This is a genomic window from Streptomyces sp. NPDC041200 (genome assembly GCF_055591805.1).
Genome location: NZ_JBVIZF010000006.1, coordinates 242,659 through 261,077, shown reverse-complemented (window position 1 = coordinate 261,077; position 18,419 = coordinate 242,659). Strand labels below are relative to the sequence as shown.

Annotated in this window: 17 protein-coding genes; 8 read left to right on the top strand and 9 right to left on the bottom strand. The window is 70.5% G+C overall.

What is annotated here, in order from left to right; genetic code table 11:
* Positions 1 to 239: 239 nt before the first annotated feature.
* Positions 240 to 809, bottom strand: a complete 570-nt coding sequence (locus tag ACZ6CL_RS18070; RefSeq protein ID WP_468937083.1) for a TetR/AcrR family transcriptional regulator — start codon at positions 807 to 809, stop codon at positions 240 to 242.
* 163 nt (positions 810 to 972) lie between these two features.
* Between ACZ6CL_RS18070 and ACZ6CL_RS18065 the strand changes: the two genes are divergently transcribed.
* Both ACZ6CL_RS18065 and ACZ6CL_RS18060 read left to right on the top strand, forming a co-directional pair.
* Entirely contained in the window at positions 973 to 2,436 is a 1,464-nt protein-coding gene (locus tag ACZ6CL_RS18065; protein ID WP_468937082.1) for a DUF1996 domain-containing protein, read from the top strand.
* A 139-nt stretch (positions 2,437 to 2,575) separates the two neighbouring features.
* Positions 2,576 to 3,226 (top strand): TetR/AcrR family transcriptional regulator, encoded by a 651-nt coding sequence (locus tag ACZ6CL_RS18060; RefSeq protein ID WP_468937136.1) that lies wholly within the window; start codon positions 2,576 to 2,578, stop codon positions 3,224 to 3,226.
* Positions 3,227 to 3,230: 4 nt separating this feature from the next.
* Here ACZ6CL_RS18060 and ACZ6CL_RS18055 read toward each other — a convergent pair whose 3' ends face one another.
* The 3 genes from ACZ6CL_RS18055 to ACZ6CL_RS18045 form a co-directional block, all read right to left on the bottom strand.
* Positions 3,231 to 4,496 (bottom strand): ATP-grasp domain-containing protein, encoded by a 1,266-nt coding sequence (locus ACZ6CL_RS18055; protein WP_468937081.1) that lies wholly within the window; start codon positions 4,494 to 4,496, stop codon positions 3,231 to 3,233.
* Positions 4,497 to 4,623: 127 nt separating this feature from the next.
* Positions 4,624 to 5,700 carry a hypothetical protein gene (locus ACZ6CL_RS18050; RefSeq protein ID WP_468937080.1) on the bottom strand — a complete coding sequence of 359 codons (1,077 nt, stop codon included), beginning with the start codon at positions 5,698 to 5,700 and terminating at the stop codon, positions 4,624 to 4,626.
* A 59-nt stretch (positions 5,701 to 5,759) separates the two neighbouring features.
* Complete coding sequence (locus tag ACZ6CL_RS18045; RefSeq protein ID WP_468937079.1) at positions 5,760 to 6,299, bottom strand: hypothetical protein; 540 nt, start codon at positions 6,297 to 6,299, stop codon at positions 5,760 to 5,762.
* Between the two features lie 146 nt (positions 6,300 to 6,445).
* Between ACZ6CL_RS18045 and ACZ6CL_RS18040 the strand changes: the two genes are divergently transcribed.
* Together ACZ6CL_RS18040 and ACZ6CL_RS18035 are read left to right on the top strand one after the other, a co-directional pair.
* Positions 6,446 to 7,003 carry a carboxymuconolactone decarboxylase family protein gene (locus ACZ6CL_RS18040; RefSeq protein WP_468937078.1) on the top strand — a complete coding sequence of 186 codons (558 nt, stop codon included), beginning with the start codon at positions 6,446 to 6,448 and terminating at the stop codon, positions 7,001 to 7,003.
* Entirely contained in the window at positions 7,000 to 7,848 is an 849-nt protein-coding gene (locus ACZ6CL_RS18035) for an RNA polymerase sigma-70 factor (RefSeq protein WP_468937077.1), read from the top strand. The genes ACZ6CL_RS18040 and ACZ6CL_RS18035 overlap by 4 nt, the downstream gene beginning before the upstream one ends.
* A gap of 7 nt (positions 7,849 to 7,855) precedes the next feature.
* Here ACZ6CL_RS18035 and ACZ6CL_RS18030 read toward each other — a convergent pair whose 3' ends face one another.
* The 5 genes from ACZ6CL_RS18030 to ACZ6CL_RS18010 all read right to left on the bottom strand — a co-directional run bounded on the left by ACZ6CL_RS18030 (position 7,856) and on the right by ACZ6CL_RS18010 (position 14,778).
* The gene (locus tag ACZ6CL_RS18030; RefSeq protein WP_468937135.1) at positions 7,856 to 10,090 is read right to left on the bottom strand and encodes a transketolase-like TK C-terminal-containing protein; all 2,235 of its coding nucleotides are present in this window, start codon (positions 10,088 to 10,090) and stop codon (positions 7,856 to 7,858) included.
* A gap of 308 nt (positions 10,091 to 10,398) precedes the next feature.
* A complete protein-coding gene (locus tag ACZ6CL_RS18025) occupies positions 10,399 to 11,235 on the bottom strand; it encodes a carbohydrate ABC transporter permease (protein WP_468937076.1) in 837 nt (278 codons plus the stop codon).
* Entirely contained in the window at positions 11,232 to 12,221 is a 990-nt protein-coding gene (locus tag ACZ6CL_RS18020; protein WP_468937075.1) for a carbohydrate ABC transporter permease, read from the bottom strand. The genes ACZ6CL_RS18025 and ACZ6CL_RS18020 overlap by 4 nt, the downstream gene beginning before the upstream one ends.
* Before the next feature lie 2 nt (positions 12,222 to 12,223).
* Positions 12,224 to 13,525, bottom strand: coding sequence for an ABC transporter substrate-binding protein (locus ACZ6CL_RS18015; protein WP_468937074.1), 1,302 nt, complete (start codon positions 13,523 to 13,525; stop codon positions 12,224 to 12,226).
* On the bottom strand, positions 13,522 to 14,778 hold the full coding sequence (locus ACZ6CL_RS18010; RefSeq protein ID WP_468937073.1) for an aminotransferase class V-fold PLP-dependent enzyme: 1,257 nt from the start codon (positions 14,776 to 14,778) through the stop codon (positions 13,522 to 13,524). The genes ACZ6CL_RS18015 and ACZ6CL_RS18010 overlap by 4 nt, the downstream gene beginning before the upstream one ends.
* Positions 14,779 to 15,020: 242 nt before the next feature.
* Between ACZ6CL_RS18010 and ACZ6CL_RS18005 the strand changes: the two genes are divergently transcribed.
* From ACZ6CL_RS18005 to ACZ6CL_RS17990, 4 genes are all read left to right on the top strand, one after another.
* Positions 15,021 to 15,728, top strand: coding sequence for a FadR/GntR family transcriptional regulator (locus ACZ6CL_RS18005; RefSeq protein ID WP_468937072.1), 708 nt, complete (start codon positions 15,021 to 15,023; stop codon positions 15,726 to 15,728).
* Positions 15,729 to 15,801: 73 nt separating this feature from the next.
* On the top strand, positions 15,802 to 16,653 hold the full coding sequence (locus ACZ6CL_RS18000) for a TetR/AcrR family transcriptional regulator (protein ID WP_468937071.1): 852 nt from the start codon (positions 15,802 to 15,804) through the stop codon (positions 16,651 to 16,653).
* Between the two features lie 45 nt (positions 16,654 to 16,698).
* On the top strand, positions 16,699 to 17,193 hold the full coding sequence (locus tag ACZ6CL_RS17995; RefSeq protein ID WP_468937070.1) for a thioesterase family protein: 495 nt from the start codon (positions 16,699 to 16,701) through the stop codon (positions 17,191 to 17,193).
* Between the two features lie 41 nt (positions 17,194 to 17,234).
* Complete coding sequence (locus ACZ6CL_RS17990; RefSeq protein ID WP_468937069.1) at positions 17,235 to 18,419, top strand: acyl-CoA dehydrogenase family protein; 1,185 nt, start codon at positions 17,235 to 17,237, stop codon at positions 18,417 to 18,419.

The window sequence follows — 18,419 nt, the reverse complement described above, 5'->3', positions numbered from 1 at the left end:
TCCAACGGAGCAGTGGCCGTCCTGATCGCGCGGCACCTGTGAGGGGTTCCGCTCATGAGACAACCGACAGTCCGCCACCGCCGCAACACGGGGCGTGACCACGCCAGGTCACGGCCACCACTCCGCTTGATCGTTTACGCAGGTCACCGGAGCGGTGGCCGACACGCGGCGGGAAAGCCCGCAGGGGGGCGAATGGGCCATTCAGCGGGTGGTGGCGCCCGGGTGCCGTCGGCGGGTGATCAGGGCGCGGGCCAGTTGCGCAGCAGGGCGTCGAGCGAGTCCAGGACCCGGTCCCAGGACTCCGCCGAATCGGGGGCGCTGTGGCTGAACCCGCCCGCCAGCTCCAGGCTGACGTAGCCGTGGAAGACGCTGCCGAGCAGCCGGACCGCATGGGTCTGGTCCGGCTCCGTCAGGTCGTAGCCGCGCAGGATCGCCCGCGTCATCTGCGAGTGCCTGCCGCCCGCGCTGGCGGCCGCCGCCTCCGGGTCGAGCCGGAACTGGGCGGCGGCGTAGCGGCCGGGATGCTCGCGGGCGTAGTCACGGTAGACGTGGCCGAAGGCGATCAGGGCGTCCTTCCCGGCCCGCCCGGCCAGGGCGTCGGCGGCCCGGTCGGCGAGTTCCTCCAGGGCGAGCAGGGCGATCCTGGTCTTGAGGTCGCGGGAGTTCTTCAGGTGCGAGTACAGGCTCGCGACCTTGACGTCGAACCGCCTGGCCAGCTCCGATACGGTCACCTGGTCGAAGCCCACCTCGTCGGCCAGCTCCGCCCCGGCCCGGGTCAGACGTTCCGCGGTCAGCCCTGCGTATGCCATGCCCTCCCTCTCCGTCGACGGAAGACATTATTCGTTTGCCTAACATCTTTAGGCAAACCGGTGGCCATATGACGGATCGATGACGTGATCCACCCCGTCGATCCGCCCCGGCCGCGTGGCTATAACCTTCCGTCGAACGCGTCCGACATGACAGAGGAGTTCCATGCGACGCAACACGCGTAGACGGTCGAAGACAGCGAGACGGGCGATCGTCGCCACCGCCGCACTGGCCCTGGGGGCGGGCGGCCTGGTGACGGTCAACCTGTACGCCTCGGCCGACGCGGGCGACTCGCGGCAGAGTGGCAACCGCGACCGGGCGTTATCCGCCCAAGCCTCCACCATCGACTGTCCCGACGTCGGCCAGCGCCTGAGCGCGGTGCCCCAGCGGGCCAGGGCCGAGGTGGACCGGGAGCTCGCCCTGCTGGACAAGCAGGTGGCCGAGGCGTACCAGCGGCTGGCCGGTTCCCAGCGGGCGATCCAGCAGGACCCCGGCTTCGCACAGAACGCGATCATGGGTCCGCTGAAGGACAAGCGCACGGCGGCCATCGACCGCATCTCGATCGCCATCGGCCGAGTGGCCGCCACCCCGCAGGGCCTCGACGGGCTCGCCCCCTGCACGCTCAAGGCCTCCGGCAACCAGCAAGGTGGCAACCAGGGCGGCAACCAGGGCGGCGAGCAGGGCGATAACGAGGGCGGCGATCAGGGCCAGAACGGCAACGGCCCGGCCGCCGCGGACTTCGTCGACATCACCAGCGTCCAGCCCAACGTGCGCACACCGCGCCCGGCGCGGAACGCCTCCAAGGGCCTCTTCGCCACCGCGTGCGGTGTCAACGCCAACAAGCTCTACAACACCGACAACGTCATCGTCGCGCCGGGCGTGTCCAACGGCGCCCACCACACGCACGACTACGTCGGCAACCAGGCCAACAACGCGTTCGCCGACAACAACGCCTTCGCCCGTGGCCGCACCAGCTGCAAGAACCAGGGCGACAAGTCGTCGTACTACTGGCCGGTGCTGCGGCTCCAGGACGGCAGCCGTGAGTTCGACGCGGACCGGCAGGGCGGTGGCGCGGAGGGCAACACCGGGCGCATCCTGACCGCCAAGAAGGTCACCCTGGAGTACGCGGGCAACCCGCGTGGCAAGGTCGTGGCGATGCCCAAGTTCCTGCGCATCATCACCGGTGACGCGAAGGCCTTCAGCAACGGCACGGCGAACGCCAACGCCGCTTGGAGCTGCACCGGGTTCGAGAACCGGCAGCTGAAGGACAAGTACCCGATCTGCCCGCAGGGCAGCGATGTGGTGCGTACGTCGAAGTTCCAGAGCTGCTGGGACGGCAAGAACGCCGACAGCGCCAACCACCGCTCCCACGTGGCGTTCACGGACGCCGAAGGCCGCTGCCCGAAGGGTTTCGTGGCGATTCCGCAGCTGGTGCAGCGCCTGGTGTACGACGTGGACGCGCCGAGCCTGAAGGACAACGGGAAGACCCGGCCGTTCTTCGCGGTGGACGGGTTCCCCGAGCAGTTGCACAAGCCGGTCACCGACCACGGGGACTTCATCAACGTCTTCGACGAGCGCGTGATGAACCAGATGGTGCGGTGCATCAACACCGGACGCACCTGCCGCTGAGACACGGAAGAAGCCCTGTCGGAGGCCGTACGGGCGGCCTCCGGCAGGACTCGCGCGGCCGCCCGGCACGCCACGGGGTATGCTTTAAAGCATTGGATTTAAAGCGGGCGGTGTGCGGAACGGGGACGCGGTGGTGATGATGGCAGCCAGAACGAGACAGGACGAGCGGGTCAGCGCGACACGGGAGGCGCTGCTGACGGCGGCGGAGAGGCTGTTCGCCGAGTACGGGGTGCACGCGGTCGCCAACCGCCAGATCAGCGCGGCCGCCGGACAGGGCAACAACGCCGCGGTCAACTACCACTTCGGCACCAAGACCGACCTGGTCCGCGCGATCGTCCGGCGGCACGCCGAGCAGATGGAGCGGATCCGCGCGCGGATGCTGGCCGACATCGGCGACTCCACCGAGCTACGGGACTGGGTGGCCTGCGCGGTCCGGCCGACCACTGAGCACCTGGCCGCCCTGGGCCACCCCAGCTGGTACGCGCGGTTCATCGCCCAGGTCACGGCCGATCCCGCGCTCCACGCCGTCACCACCGCGGAAGCCTTCGCCGCCGCGCCGTCGCTGCACCCGCTGCAGGACGGGGTGAACCGCTGCCTTCCCGACCTGCCCGCCGAGGTGCACGCCGAGCGGGCCGCCATGACACGCCACCTCATCACGCAGATGACCGCCGAGCGGGAACGCGCCCTCGCCGACGCCACCCCCACCTCCCGCACGACCTGGCACGCCACCGCCACCGGACTCATCGACGCGATCGTCGCCCTGTGGCAGGCCCCGGTCACCCAGTCCTAGCCGGTCATCGGCCACTGCCCTCCGGGGCGTACTCGACGCGGATGGCGGTCTCCAGTGAGCGGTGGAACTCCTCGGCCTCGGCGGTCGTGGCATGCCGGGACAGGACGAACGCCGGGTACCCGCTGAAGTCCGGGTAGGGCCGCACCACATCGCCCGGGAAGAGCATCTGCACGACGTGGTCCACCCGGGGGTCGGCGCGCAGCTCGTCCAGGCCGTGGACAGCGGTGATCCGCCCCGAACCGCCGCACGGCACGATGTAGTTGGCCGCGGCCCCCGTGGCGGCGGGGGAGTGGCCGGGGCGGAACGAGCGGGGCGGCTGCCCGGTGGCGATCCGCAGCGCGTCCGCGGCGAAGTCCAGCCCGGTGACGTTCCGCACGACGTACCCGGAGACCCCCGAACCGCCGATGCGGGCGCCCAGCTCCAGCAGATACGGCCGTCCCCCGCGCAGCCGCAGTTCGGTGTGGGTGGGGCCGTCGGTGATGCCGAGGGCGGCGTGCGCGGCGGTGACCTCGCGCCGGATGGCGTCCCGTACCGCCTCGGGCAGGACGGCCGGGGCGCGGTAGACGCTCTCCTCGAAGTACGGGCCCTCGGGCTCGCCCTTGTAGCCGATGGCGCACACCGTCACCTCCCCTCGGTGGGCGAGGGATTCGACGGCGAACTCGGGCCCGTCGAGATACTCCTCCACGATCAGGCCCTCGTCCCGGCCCAGCGCGTCGCGGCAGATCTGCCCGACCTCCCCGGCCACGGCCCGCAGTTCGTCCGGGCGTTCCGCCTTGGTGACACCGAGGCTGGAGAAGCCGTGCGCGGGCTTGACCACCACGGGAAAGTCCAGGTGGGAGGCCTCCTCCCAGGCGGAGGCGTCCTTCATGGCGACGAAGCGGGGCACATTGAGCCCCGCCGCGGCCAGCCGTTCCCGCATCACCCGCTTGTCCTGCGCGCCGAGCGCCGCGTCCCGCCCGATGCCGGGCAGCCCGAGGAGCCCGGCGGCCTCCGCCACGAACGGCACGGCCGGGTCGTACAGGGTGCAGATGCCCTGGAACGGGGTGGCCTCGTGCAGCTTCCGCAGCGTTGCGAGGGCTCCCGCGCGGTCCCCGTCGATGTCCAGGGGCAGCACGTCGGCCACGGCCGGGGGCAGCCCGTCCGGGGTCACCGTCTCATCGGGGCGGGGGACCAGGATGACGCGGATTCCGGCGCGTTCGGCGCTCTCGAAGACCCAGGGCAGCGTCGTCCGCTGGTACACCAGGACGACGCAGGGCTGCTGTGTGCTCACGAAGTTCCCCGATCTTTTTGGCATTCCGGCCACCCGGCCGGTGTCGAGCAACGTACCGGAGCGGGACACGGAGCCCCGAGGACGGCCGTCCCCGCGTCCACGAGCGGGCGTTGCCCGCCTATCCGCGCTACCTCAGCGGCTTCGTCCACGCCCTGGAGCCCGTCCCGGGCCTCACCGACTTCGTCGTGGAGGCGGTGTCGAACGCCTTCGGACGGCTGCCGGACGCGGTGCTCCTGCCCTGGCTGCCGACCCTGATCACCACCCTGCGAGAGGAGGCGATCTCGCGCAGTGCGTCCGGTTCGCCGAAGCGTTCCCTGGCCCAGACCGGCACGTCCTGGCGGCCCTCGGGCACGGTGTAGTCGATCGCCGCGCGCTGTTCCTCGGTGAGGTCCCCGCGCAGGGAGACGGCGAGACGGACGGAGGCGTCGGGGTCGGCGGCCAGCGTCAGCGCGAGCGCGGTGGGCAGGTGGGGATTGCGGGCGGCCGCATGGCGTATCCGGCTGTCCTCGTGCGTCACGAGGAGGCGGGCCAGCGCGGCGTCGACGGGTGCGCCGGACGCGGCGTCGCGGCGGCGCCGGTCGTCCTCCTCGACGCGAAAGCCCTCGACCGTCGTCGGCGGCGGCCGCTCGGCGCGGGTGGCGCGGATGGCACGCTCGACCGCCTTACGCACCCCGGGGTCGGGGTCGGACCGGGCCGCGGCCCGCACCTCCGGCCGCAGCCGCTCCCAGCTCCATCCGATGGCGGCCGCCCGGACGCGCGGGTCGGGGTCCCCGGCCAGCGCGAGCCGTATCTCCTCCGGCAGGCCGGGCAGGGCGATGGCGTGGAACCGCAGCCGCGCCTCGGGGCCGGTGGCGAGCCGGACCGTGACCTCCGGCGGCAGCTCGACGCCGTACTCGCACGCCATCATGACCGCGACGCGGCGCACCCTCGGGTCCGGATCGCCGGTCAGCACGGTGCGCTCTTCCGGCGGCAGGAACGGGCTCTCGGCGAGAATCCGGCGCACCTCGGGGCTGCCGTGCGCGACCCCCGCCGCCGCCAATCGGGGTGACAGCTCGCGGTAGCACAGCCAGTACGGCATGTCGGGCAGCGGTTCGACGGTGAACACACGCCGGAGCACCGAGTGCGGCACCGCGCTGTTCATGGCGAGCCCCACGATCCAGTCCAGGTACCGCGCCGGGTCGGGTGCCAGGGAGCTGTCCGCCATGGAGCGATCTTGGCAGAAGGCCTACGTCGGCGAAGGCGGACCAGGCCAGCCGCGGTCCGTCACCGGGCGGCGTACGGGGCGTCCGCCTCTCGCGTCTCCGTCCGGCCGGAGCGAAACAGCGCCGAGGCCGCGGTGCCGTGCAGGGACTCCAGCATCGCCTGCTGCCGCCGCGCCCGGTCCAGCAGCTCCGTGAGCTGGCCGGTGTCGAGCCGGGAGTCGTGCGCGGCTACGGCGAGCAGCGCGCGCCAGAGCATCGCCTTGCCCTCCACTCCCAGCCGCAGCGCCTCCAGCTCGAGCACCGTGCCCAGACCGGAGCGGCGCAGCAGACGGCCGTTGGGCTTCAGCCGCCGGGCCTTCTCGCCCGCCCACGCCCCGTAGACCTTGTAGCGGCGCACGGGCACCTTGAGGTCCGCCATGATGCGGAGCAGGGCCTGCCGGTCCTGCGCGATCTGCGTCGTCAGCTCCGCCAGGTCGCCGCGGCGCGCCGGGCTGCCGCCCGCCCGGGTCATCCAGCGGGCGAGTTCGACCCCGGCCATCGCACCGGCCACGTGGTCATTGAGGTAGACGCGGAACACGCGGGATTGCTGGGGAGAGTCCATGGCTCCTCCCGACTCGCCGGACACGGCCCCCGAGTGCCCAGTCCTCGCCGCGCCAACCACCCCGGCGGAACACGGCCGGATGTCACACTCCGGCGGCGCTTCCTGTCACACCTCCGGAAGCCGTCGGAAGCGACACAGGAGACCCCATGGCCCGGATCTCGCTCACCCCGCCCCGCACCCTGCTCAACCGCCTCGGCGCCTGGTACTCCCGGCGCACCTACGGCAAGGTGCTCGACCCCGGCCTGGCCCTCGGCCACAACGCGCGGGTGCTGCTCACCTACGTACGGCAGGAGCGCCATGCCGCCAAGTGGAACCGGCTCGACCAGGGCCTCAAGCACCTCGCCGTGATGGCCGCGGCGGCCAAGATCAACTGCTCGTGGTGCATGGACTTCGGCCACTGGGAGGCCCACGCCCTCGGGCTGCCCATGGACAAGGTCAGCAAGGTCCCGCAGTGGCGTGATCACCGGGATGACTTCACCGAACTGGAGCTGCTCGTCCTGGACTACGCCGAGGCCATGACCGAGACCGAGCCCCGCGTCACCGACGAGCTGGCCGCCGCCCTGCTCGAACGGCTCGGGGAGGCCGCCTTCGTCGAACTCACCGCCATGGTCGCCCTGGAAAACTACCGCTCGCGCGTCAACAGCGCCTTCGGCCTGGTCGGCCAGGGCTTCTCGGAGGCCTGCGCGGTACCGTCACGGACGTGATCGACACAACCACCTTCGAGCAGCACCGACGCATGCTGTTCGGTATCGCCTACCGCATGCTCGGCAGTGTCGCCGACGCCGAGGACCTGGTGCAGGACACCTGGCTGCGCTGCAGCCAGGTGTCCACCACCGTGGACAACCCGGCGGGCTACCTGACCCGTACGGTGACCAACCTCGCCCTCAACCGGCTCACCTCGGCCGCCGCCACCCGCGAGCAGTACGTCGGCCCCTGGCTGCCCGAGCCGCTGGTCACCCAGCCCGACGCGGCCGAGGAGACGGAGCTGGCCGAGTCGGTCTCGCTCGCCATGCTCGTCGTCCTCGACACCCTCTCGCCGCTGGAGCGGGCGGTCTTCGTGCTCAAGGAGGTCTTCGGCTTCTCGTTCAAGGAGATCGCCGGAATGCTGGAGCGCGGTGAGGCGGCCGTACGGCAGGTCGGCCACCGGGCCAGGTCACACGTCCAGGCCCGGCGGCCGCGCTACGACACACCGGCCGAGGTACGGCGGCGGGTCACCGATGAGTTCCTGGCCGCGTGTCTGGGCGGCGACCTGAACCGGATGATGGAGCTGCTCGCCCCCGATGTGACGGCGTGGAGCGACGGCGGCGGCAAGGTCAAGGCCGCCGTCCGCCCACAGCGCGGCGCGGACAAGGTCGCCCGCTTCCTCGCCGCCGTCGTCACCCAGCCGATGGACGACCCCCGCGTCCACGCGGTCGACGTCAACGGCCACCCCGGCCTGCTCCTCACCGTCGCGGGCCGCCCGGACACCGTCGCCTGCGTGGAGGTCGTCGACGGCCGGATCACGGAGATCCGCGTCATCCGCAACCCGGACAAGCTGCGCCACCTGTGAGCAGCGCTCAGTCGATGAGGTCGAGGGCGGCGGTCAGGACGCTGTCGCTGTCGATGCCGTGGTACCGGTAGACGTCGTCGAGGGAGCCGCACTGGCCGAACCGGGTCACGCCGAGCGTGGTGACGGGCACCTGGTGGACGGTGGCGAGGAAGGCCAGGGTGTGCGGGTGGCCGTCGAGCACGGTGACCAGTGGCGTGGCGCGGTCGGCGGGGAAGGCGCGGTCGAGGATCCAGTCCGGGTCCTCGGCCAGGCCGCGCCGGGCCTGGAGGGCGCGGAACAGCAGGTCCGGGCTGGTCACGCACACCACATCGGCGCCGTGGCCGAGAGCGTCGAGCCGTTCGGCCGCGGCCAGGGCCTCGGGGATCAGCGCGCCCATCGCCGCGAGGGTCACCACCGGCTTGGCGTGGCGCCGCAGCCGGTACGCGCCCGCGACCACCTGGCGGCGCCGTCGCTCACGCGCCGCGGGGTCGGTGGGAACGGCGGCCAGGGACTGGTCCACCGGCCGGGTGGACAGCCGCAGGTACGCCGAACTCCCCTGCGGGCGGCCGAGGTTGCTCAGGGAGGCGAGCAGACACCACTCGGTGTCGATGGCGAAGGCGGGCTCGTACGACACACACCCCGGCTGTTCGATGCCGAGCGACGGCGTGGTGATCGACTGGTGTGCGCCGCCCTCCGGGGCGAGGGTGACGCCGGACGGGGTGCCCACCAGGATGGACTGCCCGCCCGCGTACATGCCGAAGGACCACGGCTCCAGCGCCCGGTTGACGAAGGGGTCGTACACCACGCCGATGGGCAGCAGCGGCTGCTCCCAGCGGCTCCAGGTGGCGCCCAACTCGCCCAGCAGACCCACCAGGTTGGTCTCGGCGATGCCCAGCTCCACATGCTGCCCGCTCGGCTTCTCCCGCCAGTGCAGGATCGTCTCGGCGTCGTCGGCGAACCAGTCGGTGCCCTCCGTGGCCGACCACACGCCGACCTTGTTCAGCCAGCCGCCCAGGTTGGTGGTCGAGCTGACGTCCGGGCTGACGGTGACGATCCGGCCCGCCGCCTCGGGGGCCCGGCGGGTGAGGTCCAGCAGTGTCCTTCCGAGGGCTTGCTGGGTGTGGCCGGTCCCGGTGGGCGCCGGGCGGCCGAGGTCGGCCGGGACGGCGGGCGGCTGCCGCGGCTCGCGCTCCGGTCGGCGCAGCCGCTCGGCGGCGGCCGCGCACAGCGACGCCTCCGCCGAGCCGTCGGGAAAGCGGGCCCAGGGGCGATCCAGGTCCGCCCCCAGCCGCTCGGCCAGCGGGCTCATCTGGTCGGCCGTCAGCAGCGAGGAGTGGTTCTGCGGATGACCCTCGGTGGGCAGCCCGTGACCCTTGACCGTGTACGCGAAGATCACGGTCGGCCGGGTGTCGTCGATGGCGTCGTACGCCTCCAGGAGGGCGCCGAGGTCATGGCCGCCCAGGTTGCGCAGCGCGGCGAGCAGCGTGGCGTCGTCCAGGTGCGCGATGAGCCCGGCGATGGGACCGGCGGTGGAGCCGCTGCCGGGCAGCCGCTCGCGCAGCTGTCCGGCGGTGCAGCGCAGCAGCCGCTGGTATTCGGGGTTGCCCATGGCGTCGATGCGGGTGCGCAGGGCGTCGCCGCCGGGCCGGGTGAACAGCTCGCGCAGCAGATGCCCGTACTTGAGCGTGAGCACCTGCCACCCGGCGGCCGTGAACATGCCCTGCAGCCGGGCGGCGGCGATGCCGGGCACCACCCGGTCCAGGGACTGCCGGTTCAGGTCGACGATCCACGTCACCTCGCCCAGCGAGGACACCACCGGGTCCTGGACCGCCTCCCAGATCGCTCCCTCGTCCAGCTCCGCGTCACCGAGCAGGGAGTACTGCCGCCCGGCCCCGGCGCCGCCGAAGCGGCCGTCCACATAGCGCCGGGCGAGCGCGCCCCACAGGGGAGCGGTGGCGCCGATGCCGACCGAGCCGGTGGAGTAGTCGACCCGGTCGGGATCCTTGGACCGGCTGGGGTAGCTCTGCAGTCCGCCGAACGCGCGGAGCGTCGTCAGGTACGACTCGTCCAGCTCACCGAGCAGATAGTTGATGGCGTGCAGCACCGGCGAGGCGTGGGGCTTGACCGACACCCGGTCCTCGGCGGTCAGGGTGTGGAACCACAGCGCCGTCATGATCGAGGCCATCGACGCGCTGGACGCCTGGTGGCCGCCCACCTTCAGCCCCGTGGGGTTCGGCCGGACCCGGTTGGCGTGGTCGATCATGGCCGTGGACAGCCACAGCACCCGGCGCTCGACCGCTTCCAGCGTGCCGAGCGTCCCCGGGTGTCCCTTCCCGGCCGGGCCCTTGCCCGGGGCACCCGAGAAGGTCGCGTCCATGACCACATTGACCACCTCCAACGCCTGGACCCTACGTCCAGGAATGCCGCGTGATGCGAGAAGTAGACAGAGACCGCACCTTCTGCGCAACATGTCGTCTTCCGGCTGGGCAATCTGCTCACCGAGCCGGGGTGAAGGCGCCCTCGACTGATCAAAATGATCACTATCTGGCCGTGGTCACGGGTCCGGGTGCCTCACCCCTTCACTGCGCCGGAGGTGAGCCCCTGCACGATGTGGCGGCTCGCGAAGGCGAAGAGCACCATGGTCGGCAGGATCGTGAACACGGCCGCCGCGGACATCGAGCCCCAGTCGATGTTGAAGCTGGAGATGAAGCCGTTGAGGGCCGTCGGGATGGTCTTGTTGGCGTCGCTGTTCATCAGGGTCACCGACAGGAACAGCTCGTTCCAGCAGTTGACGAAGTTGAAGATGAACGCCGCCACGATCCCCGGCCGCATCACCGGCAGCAGCACCCGGAACAGCGCCGAGAACCGGGAGAGACCGTCGATCATCGCGGCCTCCTCCAGCGCGTCGGGGATGTTCTCGAAGAATCCGCGGAGCATCACCGTGCAGAAGGGGATGCACACGGCGACGTAGACGAGGATGAGCCCGAGCCGGTTGTCGACCAGCTTCAGGTCGGTCATGAGCAGATACAGCGGGCCCAGCGCGATGAACGCGGGGATCATCTGGGTGACCAGGGCGGCCGTCAGCAGCGCGGACTTGGTGCGGAACTCGAAGCGCGCCAGCACGTACGCCGACAGCATCGAGATCGCGGTGGCGGCCGCGCCCGCGACGGCCGCGACGATGAGGCTGTTGGTGAGATAGGTCCCGAAGTCGGCCTTGTTGAACAGCTGACTGTAGTTCTCCAGTGAGAAGTGCTCGGGCCAGTAGGCGAGGGGGAAGGCGAAGATGTCGCCCGGCGCCTTCAGCGAGGTGATGGTGATCCAGTACAGCGGGAAGACGGTGAACGCCAGCCACAGCCCCAGGAAGACGATGCGGACGGCCCGGCCGGCCACGGTCTCTTTGCCGGTCACGACCTCACCTCTCGCTTCTTCTCACGGGTGGCCAGCAGGAAGAACACCGTGAACAGCAGCAGCCCCGCGACCACGAGGAGACCGAGCGCGGAGGCCTTGCCGTAGTCGCCCTGCTGGGTGATCTTGATCATCCAGGTGGTCACGATGTGGGTCTCGTTGTTGGGCCCGCCACCGGTCATCCCGAAGATCAGATCGGGGAAGTTGAAGATCCAGATGACCCGCAGCAGCACGGTGAGCACCAGGGTGACCCGGATGTAGGGGATGGTGATCTGGAAGAGCGTGCGCGCCTTCCCGGCCCCGTCCAGCGCCGCGGCCTCGTACAGCTCGTCGGGGACCGACTGGAGCGCGGCCAGGATCATGATGGCGAAGAAGGTGACGCCGTACCAGGTGTTGGCGATCAGCACGGCGATCATCGCCTTGTGCGGATCGGCCAGCCACGCCACCGGCTCGTCGATCAGCCCCGCCTTCTGCAGCAGATCGTTCACGACGCCGAACTCACTGTTGAACATCCAGCGGAACAGGATGCCGATGAGGAACCCGGAGATCGCCCAGGGGAAGAAGACCAGCGCCTGGTAGACGCCGCGGAAACGGAACCGGCGGCGCAGCCACAGCGCCAGCGCGAAACCGATCACCAGTTGCGGCACGATCGAGCCGATGACCCAGACGCCCGTATTGCCCAGCACGGTATCCCAGTTGGGGTCGGAGAAGACCGCGTGGAAGTTCTCCAGACCCACCCAGGAGGTGTCGGTGAGATCGTTCAGGTCCCAGTGGCGGAAGGCCATCTGGCTGCCCGCGATCATGGGGTAGTACGTGAACACCGCCACGAAGATCGCGGCCGGTGCCATATAGGCGGCGATGAGCAGGCCCCGGCGGGTCGTGAACTCCCGTCTGCGGCCGCCCCGTGGCCCGCTCCGGTCCTGCGCGTCGGCGTTCTTCCGGACCGGCCGCGGCGCCTTCGGCCTGGTGGTTGCGGAGGTGGCGGGCATCCCTACTTCTCCTGCTCCCACTTCTGGGTCCAGTACGCGTCCCAGCCCTCCAGCAGCTCCTTCGGCGTCATCTTGCCGATCACCATCTTCTGCACGTCGGCGTCGGACTTCTGCTCCCACTCGCGCCACCAGGCCACCCCGCGCGGCTGGCTGACGTTGAGGTAGGTGTCGGGGTGCTTGGTCATGGTGACGTAGGACGACCAGGGGCCGGTCTTGTAGAACGGGTCCTCGGTGGCCGACTTGAGGATCGGCACCAGGCTGTTCTTCTTGGTGAAGTCCGTCGACGCCTTGCCCTGCGACAGGAACGTGATGAGCTTGACGGTCTCCGCCTTGTGCTTGCTGCCCTTCGCGATGCCCCACCCGGCGGTGGCCAGCGGCTGGACGGTCTTCCCGCTCGGCCCTGCGACCAGGGGAGCGGTGTCCCACTGGCCCTTCGAGATCGACTTGGACTCGGAGACCGTGGCGATCACCTCCGGATCCTGGAGCAGGAAGGCCGTGGAGCCGTTGGAGAAGGCCTCGACCATCTCCGGGTAGCCCCAGGAGACGGACGACTTGGGGGAGGCCTGCTTGAAGAGCCGCAGGTAGGTCTGGAGGGCGTCCACGGCCTTGGGCGAGGAGAAGATCGTGCGCCCGTTCTTCAGCTTGTAGCCGTTGGACGGGTCGACCTGGTCGGCCACGTACGCCTCGATGACGGCCGTGGCGTTGCTGTTGGCGTTGGCCCCGCCCCGGAACGCGTAGCCGTAGCGCCGCTTCGCCGGGTCGTTGATGGCGGACGCCTGCTTCAGCAGCTGGTCCCAGGTGGCCGGGGGCTTGCTGAACCCGGCGTCCTTGATCAGGTCGGTGCGGTAGAAGAGGCTCAGCCCGTAGAAGCCGTAGGGGACGAAGTAGCTGTGGCCCTTGGCGTCCTCGGAGGCCTTGACGGCGTTCTCCGTCATGCCCTGCCAGCCCTGCCACCCCTTGAGGTCCTTCTTCATGTCGTAGAGCCAGCCGTTGTTCGACCACGGGCCGACCGTGATGTCCCGCACCTCCAGGGCGTCCACGCCACTGCCGGACTGGAGCATCTGCTGGATCTTCTGGTCGGCCTGCTCGGTGGGCGGCGAGATCAGATTGACCTTGATCTTGGGGTTCTGCTTCTCGAAGTCGGCTATGAGCCCCTTGATCAGATCGGTACGGGCGGGATTGGTCAGGCTCTCGACCATGTTGAGCGTGACCGTTCCGTTCGCGCCCGGGTTCATGGTGGAACAGCCGGTCAGGACCATCGCGGCGGCGGTGCCGAGGGCCAGGGCTGCCGTCGTTCTCCTCATCGTGCTGACCTCTTCCTTGAGTGCGGGTGGTGAGCCGTGCGGGCCCACTCGCCGAGGACGGGGACGCAGGCCTCGGCGAAGTACTCGTAGTCGGCGGCGGTGTTGTAGACGTGGGCGGACACCCGCAGATAGCCGATGCCGCCGAAGCTGGTGAAGGCCGTCTCGACCCCCAGCTCCCGGGCGACCCGGTCGCGCAGCGCGTCGGCCTCGACGCGGGTGTGGCCCAGCCCGTCGGGCAGCCGCACCAGCCGCATCCCGGGGACCGGCATGCCGACGTCGACGGCGCTGCCGGCGCCGGTCAGCTCGGTGAACGCGGCACCGATGACCTGCGCCGCGTAGCCCGCCAGATGGTCCATATAGCGGCGGGCGCGCTGCCAGCCCCAGGTGTGCTCGATGAAGTCGAGCGCCGACGGTGCCGCCAGATAACAGGTGGCGTCCACCGTGCCCTGCTGGTCGAAGCGGTCGGGGTACGGATCCTCGGCGCCCCATGAGTCGATCGTCGGGTAGAGCCGCTCACGCAGCGGACCACGGGCGACGAGCGCCGCCGTACCGCGTGGCGCGCACCCCCACTTGTGCAGGTTGCCGACCCAGACATCGCAGATCAGCCCGGAGAGCGGGGCGGGAAGCAGACCGGGTGCGTGCGCCCCGTCCACGAGCAGCGGAATCCCGCGCCGCCGCGCCTCCGCGCCGATCCGCTCCACCGGCATCCGGCGGGCGGTCGCCGAGGTGATCTGGTCCAGCACGATCAGGTCCGTCGCCCCGGACACCTCGGCGAACACGGCCTCGCACCCCCCCTCCTCGTCCGCGTCGAGGGGCACCCGCGCGGTACGGACCCGGCCGCCCCAGCGGTCGCGCGCCAGCCGCTCGGCGCCCAGGGTGACGGCCCCGTAACCGTGGTCGGTGACGACGATCTCCCCGCCACGGCGGCGGTCGAGGGCGGCGTAGACGGTGCTGACCCCCGCGCTCGCGTTCGGCACCAGGGCCAGGTCGTCGGCGGCCACCCGCAGAAAGCGGGCGACCTCCACCCTGGTATCGGCGATCCGCTGCGGCAGCGCCGGGAACCACACCACCGGGGCGCGCTCCATCTCCGCGCGCAGCTGCCTCTGCCGCTCCTGCGCCACCAGGGGAACGGCGCCGAAGGAACCGTGGTTCAGGTGTCTCATGGCGGGGTCCAGCGACCACGCCCGGTCGGCGGCCCTGCCGTCGGCGAGCAACAGGGGGCGTGGCGCCGCGATGACATCGGTCTCGCTCACATGACTCCCGATCTGCCGGGGTCCGGGTGTTCCGAGGAGCGTCAGAACGACGAAAGATCTGACCGCGACCAGAACACGTATGATGACTTGGCATCCTGCAGGACCGAATCCGCGCAATCAAGGGGTCTGACGGCGCGGATCATCAGATGTCTTCTGATCGACATCTCCGAGACATCTGATGAATCGGTACAGTGCGGCGAAGGGCGCGAGACGGCGCCCCGCCCGTTTCGGGAGGAAATCGGATGTCCGCAGTCGACAAGGCGTTCCACGGCCTACGGCACATGATCGCCACCGGACGCCTCAGCGCCGGAGGGCGCGTTCCGCCCGAGGGCGAGCTGTGCGAGGAACTCGGCGTGTCCCGGGGATCGTTGCGCGAGGCCGTGCGGATGCTCGCGGCCCTGGGGGTGATCGAGCCGAGGCATGGCTCCGGGACCTATGTCTCCCAGCTCAGGCCGGAGGACATGATCGGCAGCCTGTCGCTCACCCTGGAGCTGCTGCCGCTCTCCGGTCTGCTGGAGATGTACGAGATCCGGCGTGTCCTGGAGGCCCATGTCGCGGCGCAGGCCGCGGCCCGCAGCACACCGGAGACGGTACGGACGCTCTTCGCGCTCATCGCGGAGATGGACGCCACGGACGACCCGGCCGAGGCATCGGACCTCGACCACCGCTTCCACGCCGAGATCGCCACCGCGGCCGGAAACCCCGCCCTCGCCTCCCTGCTCGCGGTCTTCCGCGCCCGCTCCCGCAAGTACCAGATCTTCACCCTCCCCGGGGGCTCGGCGATGCGGCGCAAGAGCGACGAGGACCACCGCGTGCTGGCCACCGCGATCGCCGACCGCGATCCGCGCGCCGCCTCGGGAGCGGCCGAGGCCCACGTCGCCCAGACGGAGCGGTGGCTGCGCGCCTTCATGCCTCCCATGGAGGAAGCCCCCGTGGAAGAGGGTGACTAGGGAGGGCGTGTTGCGATGCGATTGACGCGTCAGACTATTGCGGCTTTCGCAACGCCCGCCTAGGGTCGGCGGCATGCTGCACACTGCGGACGCGACGCGTCAGCGGGTGCGTGAGGTGCTGCGCGGATACCCGGGCAGCCAGCGCGCGTTCGCCGACGACATGGGGCTGGACCCCACCAAGCTGTCCAAGTCGCTGACCGGCGCCCGGCGGTTCACCCCCGCCGAGCTGACCAGGATCGCCGAGATCGGCAACGTCACGGTGAACTGGCTGATCAACGGCAGCGACGAGGCGGACACCGTGTCCGCCGTACCGCAGCGCACCGCGCGGCGACCGGAGTCCAGCGGCGACACCAGCCGGTACCGGCAGATCCTGGACGCGGCCTGGCGCCTCATCGCCGAGCGCGGCTACCACGCGGTGCGGGTGTCGGACGTGGCAGAGGCCTGCGGTACGAGCGCCGCCACGATCCACTACCACTTCCCCGGCCGCGACGGCCTGCTCACCGAGGCACTGCGCCATTCGGTGAAGCAGGCGTTCGACCGCCAGGTCGCGGAACTGCACGGCATCGAGGACGCCCATCAGCGGCTACTGCGCCTGGTCGAGCTGCAACTGCCCACCCCGGGCGCGCTGCAGAGGGAATGGTCGATCTGGCTGCAGGTGTGGAACGAAAGCGCGCTGCGCCCGGAACTGCGGGTGCTGCACACCGACTCCTACGCCCGCTACCACGACACCGTCGCCCGCACGATCGCCGAAGGCCAGGCGCAGGGCGTGTTCACCGACGCCGATCCCGAGGAGCTGGCGGCGACGCTGACGGCCCTGATCGACGGTCTGGGCATCCAGGTGCTCACCGGCCGCCCGGGCAGGACCGCCGAGCGGATGCGGCGGACCCTCTACGACTTCGTGCAACGCGAGATCCTCCGCGGCTGAGCGACCTCGCGCCGACCAAGCCGACCCAGAGAACGGGAGCCGGGCATGGCCACCAGCGACGACATCCCCGCACCGTTGTCCTTGCACCACACCACGGTCAACTCGGCCTGGGTGGACTACAACGGCCACATGAGCGAGTCCTGCTACCTCCTGGTCTTCGGGGACAACGCGGACGCCTTCTTCCGGTACATCGGCATCGACGAGTCGTACCGCGCGGAGGGCCACTCGCTCTACACGGTGGAAACGCATCTGCACCACCGCCGCGAAGTGGCCGAGGGCGAGCCGATCCGGCTGACCCTCCGCGTCCTGGACCACGACACCAAACGCGTTCACATCTTCCACGAAATGCACCACGCCACCACCGGCACGCTGCTGGCCACGGCCGAACAGATGCTGGTGCACGTCGACATGGAGCAAGGAAGGTCGTGTCCCTTGCCCGCGTCCCTGCTCCAGCGGCTGGCCGCGATCCAGCAGGCACACACGGCCCTGCCCCGACCCACGGTCGTGGGCCGCCCGATGGGCATCCCCCGCCGTAAGTGAAACACCCATCCGCTCCCGCCCCGCCGTCCTGAGGAGCCGCCATGGATTTCGAACTCACCGACGAGCAGCGCATGATCGTGGAGACGGTGCGCAAGTTCGTCACGACCGAGCTGGAGCCGCACGAGGACGAGGTCGAGCGGCTCGACGAGGTACCGCCCGCACTGGCCGAGCGGATCCGCCGAAAAGCCCTCGACTCCGGGCTCTACGCCGCCAACATGCCCGAAGAGCTGGGTGGCGGCGGTCTGGACGCCACCAGCATGACCCTCGTCGAACGCGAGCTGGGCCGCGCCGGTTACGCCCTGCAGATGCTCGTCGCACGGCCGAGCAACATCCTGCGGGCATGCGAAGGGGAGCAACGCGAGCGCTATCTGCTCCCGGCCATCCGGGGGGAACGCCACGACTGCCTCGCCATGACCGAACCCGGCGCCGGGTCCGACGTACGCTCGATGACCACCCGCGCGGTGGCGGACGGCGACGACTACGTCATCAACGGCACCAAACACTTCATCAGCCACGCCGACGCGGCGGACTTCGTGATCCTCTTCGCCACCACCGGCGCCGTCGACGCGCCGGAAGCCGACGCGCCGGAACCAGGGCGCGGGCGGAAGAACCCGATCACGGCGTTCCTGGTGGACCTGGACACCCCCGGCCTCACCGTCACCCGTGGCTCGGCGTGCGTATCGCACCGGGGCTACCACCAGTGCGAGCTGTCGTTCACGGACTGCCGTATCCCCGCAGGCCAGCGCCTCGGCGAAGAGGGACACGGCTTCGACCTGATGGGGGAGTGGCTGGGCGCCAGCCGGCTCAGCGTCGCCGCCACCAGTGTCGGCCGCGCCCGGCGCGTCCTGGACCTCGCCACGGGGTGGGCGGCCGAACGCAGCCAGTTCGGCCAGACGATCGGCCGCTTCCAGGGCGTCGGCTTCCCCCTGGCGGACATGGCCACCGAGCTGGAGGCCGCGGAACTCCTGACCCTGCGGGCGGCGTGGAAGCTCGACCAGGGCACCATGACCGACCGGGACGCGGCGATGGCGAAGCTGTACGCGTCGGAGGCGCTGGGCCGGATCACCGACCGGGCGGTGCAGATCTTCGGTGGCATGGGGCTGATGGCGGAACTGCCGGTCGAACGCTTCTGGCGGGACGCGCGCGTGGAGCGCGTCTGGGACGGCACCAGCGAAATCCAGCGCCACATCATCTCCCGGTCCCTGCTGCGTCCCCTCGGGGCGTGA

Bases quoted from the DNA above. Each gene is read 5' to 3' on its own strand.
- ACZ6CL_RS18070 (WP_468937083.1), bottom strand. From the start codon at position 809: ATGGCATACGCAGGGCTGACCGCGGAACGTCTGACCCGGGCCGGGGCG.
- ACZ6CL_RS18065 (WP_468937082.1), top strand. From the start codon at position 973: ATGCGACGCAACACGCGTAGACGGTCGAAGACAGCGAGACGGGCGATC.
- ACZ6CL_RS18060 (WP_468937136.1), top strand. From the start codon at position 2,576: ATGGCAGCCAGAACGAGACAGGACGAGCGGGTCAGCGCGACACGGGAG.
- ACZ6CL_RS18050 (WP_468937080.1), bottom strand. From the start codon at position 5,700: ATGGCGGACAGCTCCCTGGCACCCGACCCGGCGCGGTACCTGGACTGG.
- ACZ6CL_RS18045 (WP_468937079.1), bottom strand. From the start codon at position 6,299: ATGGACTCTCCCCAGCAATCCCGCGTGTTCCGCGTCTACCTCAATGAC.
- ACZ6CL_RS18040 (WP_468937078.1), top strand. From the start codon at position 6,446: ATGGCCCGGATCTCGCTCACCCCGCCCCGCACCCTGCTCAACCGCCTC.
- ACZ6CL_RS18030 (WP_468937135.1), bottom strand. From the start codon at position 10,090: ATGATCGACCACGCCAACCGGGTCCGGCCGAACCCCACGGGGCTGAAG.
- ACZ6CL_RS18020 (WP_468937075.1), bottom strand. From the start codon at position 12,221: ATGCCCGCCACCTCCGCAACCACCAGGCCGAAGGCGCCGCGGCCGGTC.
- ACZ6CL_RS18015 (WP_468937074.1), bottom strand. From the start codon at position 13,525: ATGAGGAGAACGACGGCAGCCCTGGCCCTCGGCACCGCCGCCGCGATG.
- ACZ6CL_RS18005 (WP_468937072.1), top strand. From the start codon at position 15,021: ATGTCCGCAGTCGACAAGGCGTTCCACGGCCTACGGCACATGATCGCC.
- ACZ6CL_RS18000 (WP_468937071.1), top strand. From the start codon at position 15,802: ATGCTGCACACTGCGGACGCGACGCGTCAGCGGGTGCGTGAGGTGCTG.
- ACZ6CL_RS17995 (WP_468937070.1), top strand. From the start codon at position 16,699: ATGGCCACCAGCGACGACATCCCCGCACCGTTGTCCTTGCACCACACC.
- ACZ6CL_RS17990 (WP_468937069.1), top strand. From the start codon at position 17,235: ATGGATTTCGAACTCACCGACGAGCAGCGCATGATCGTGGAGACGGTG.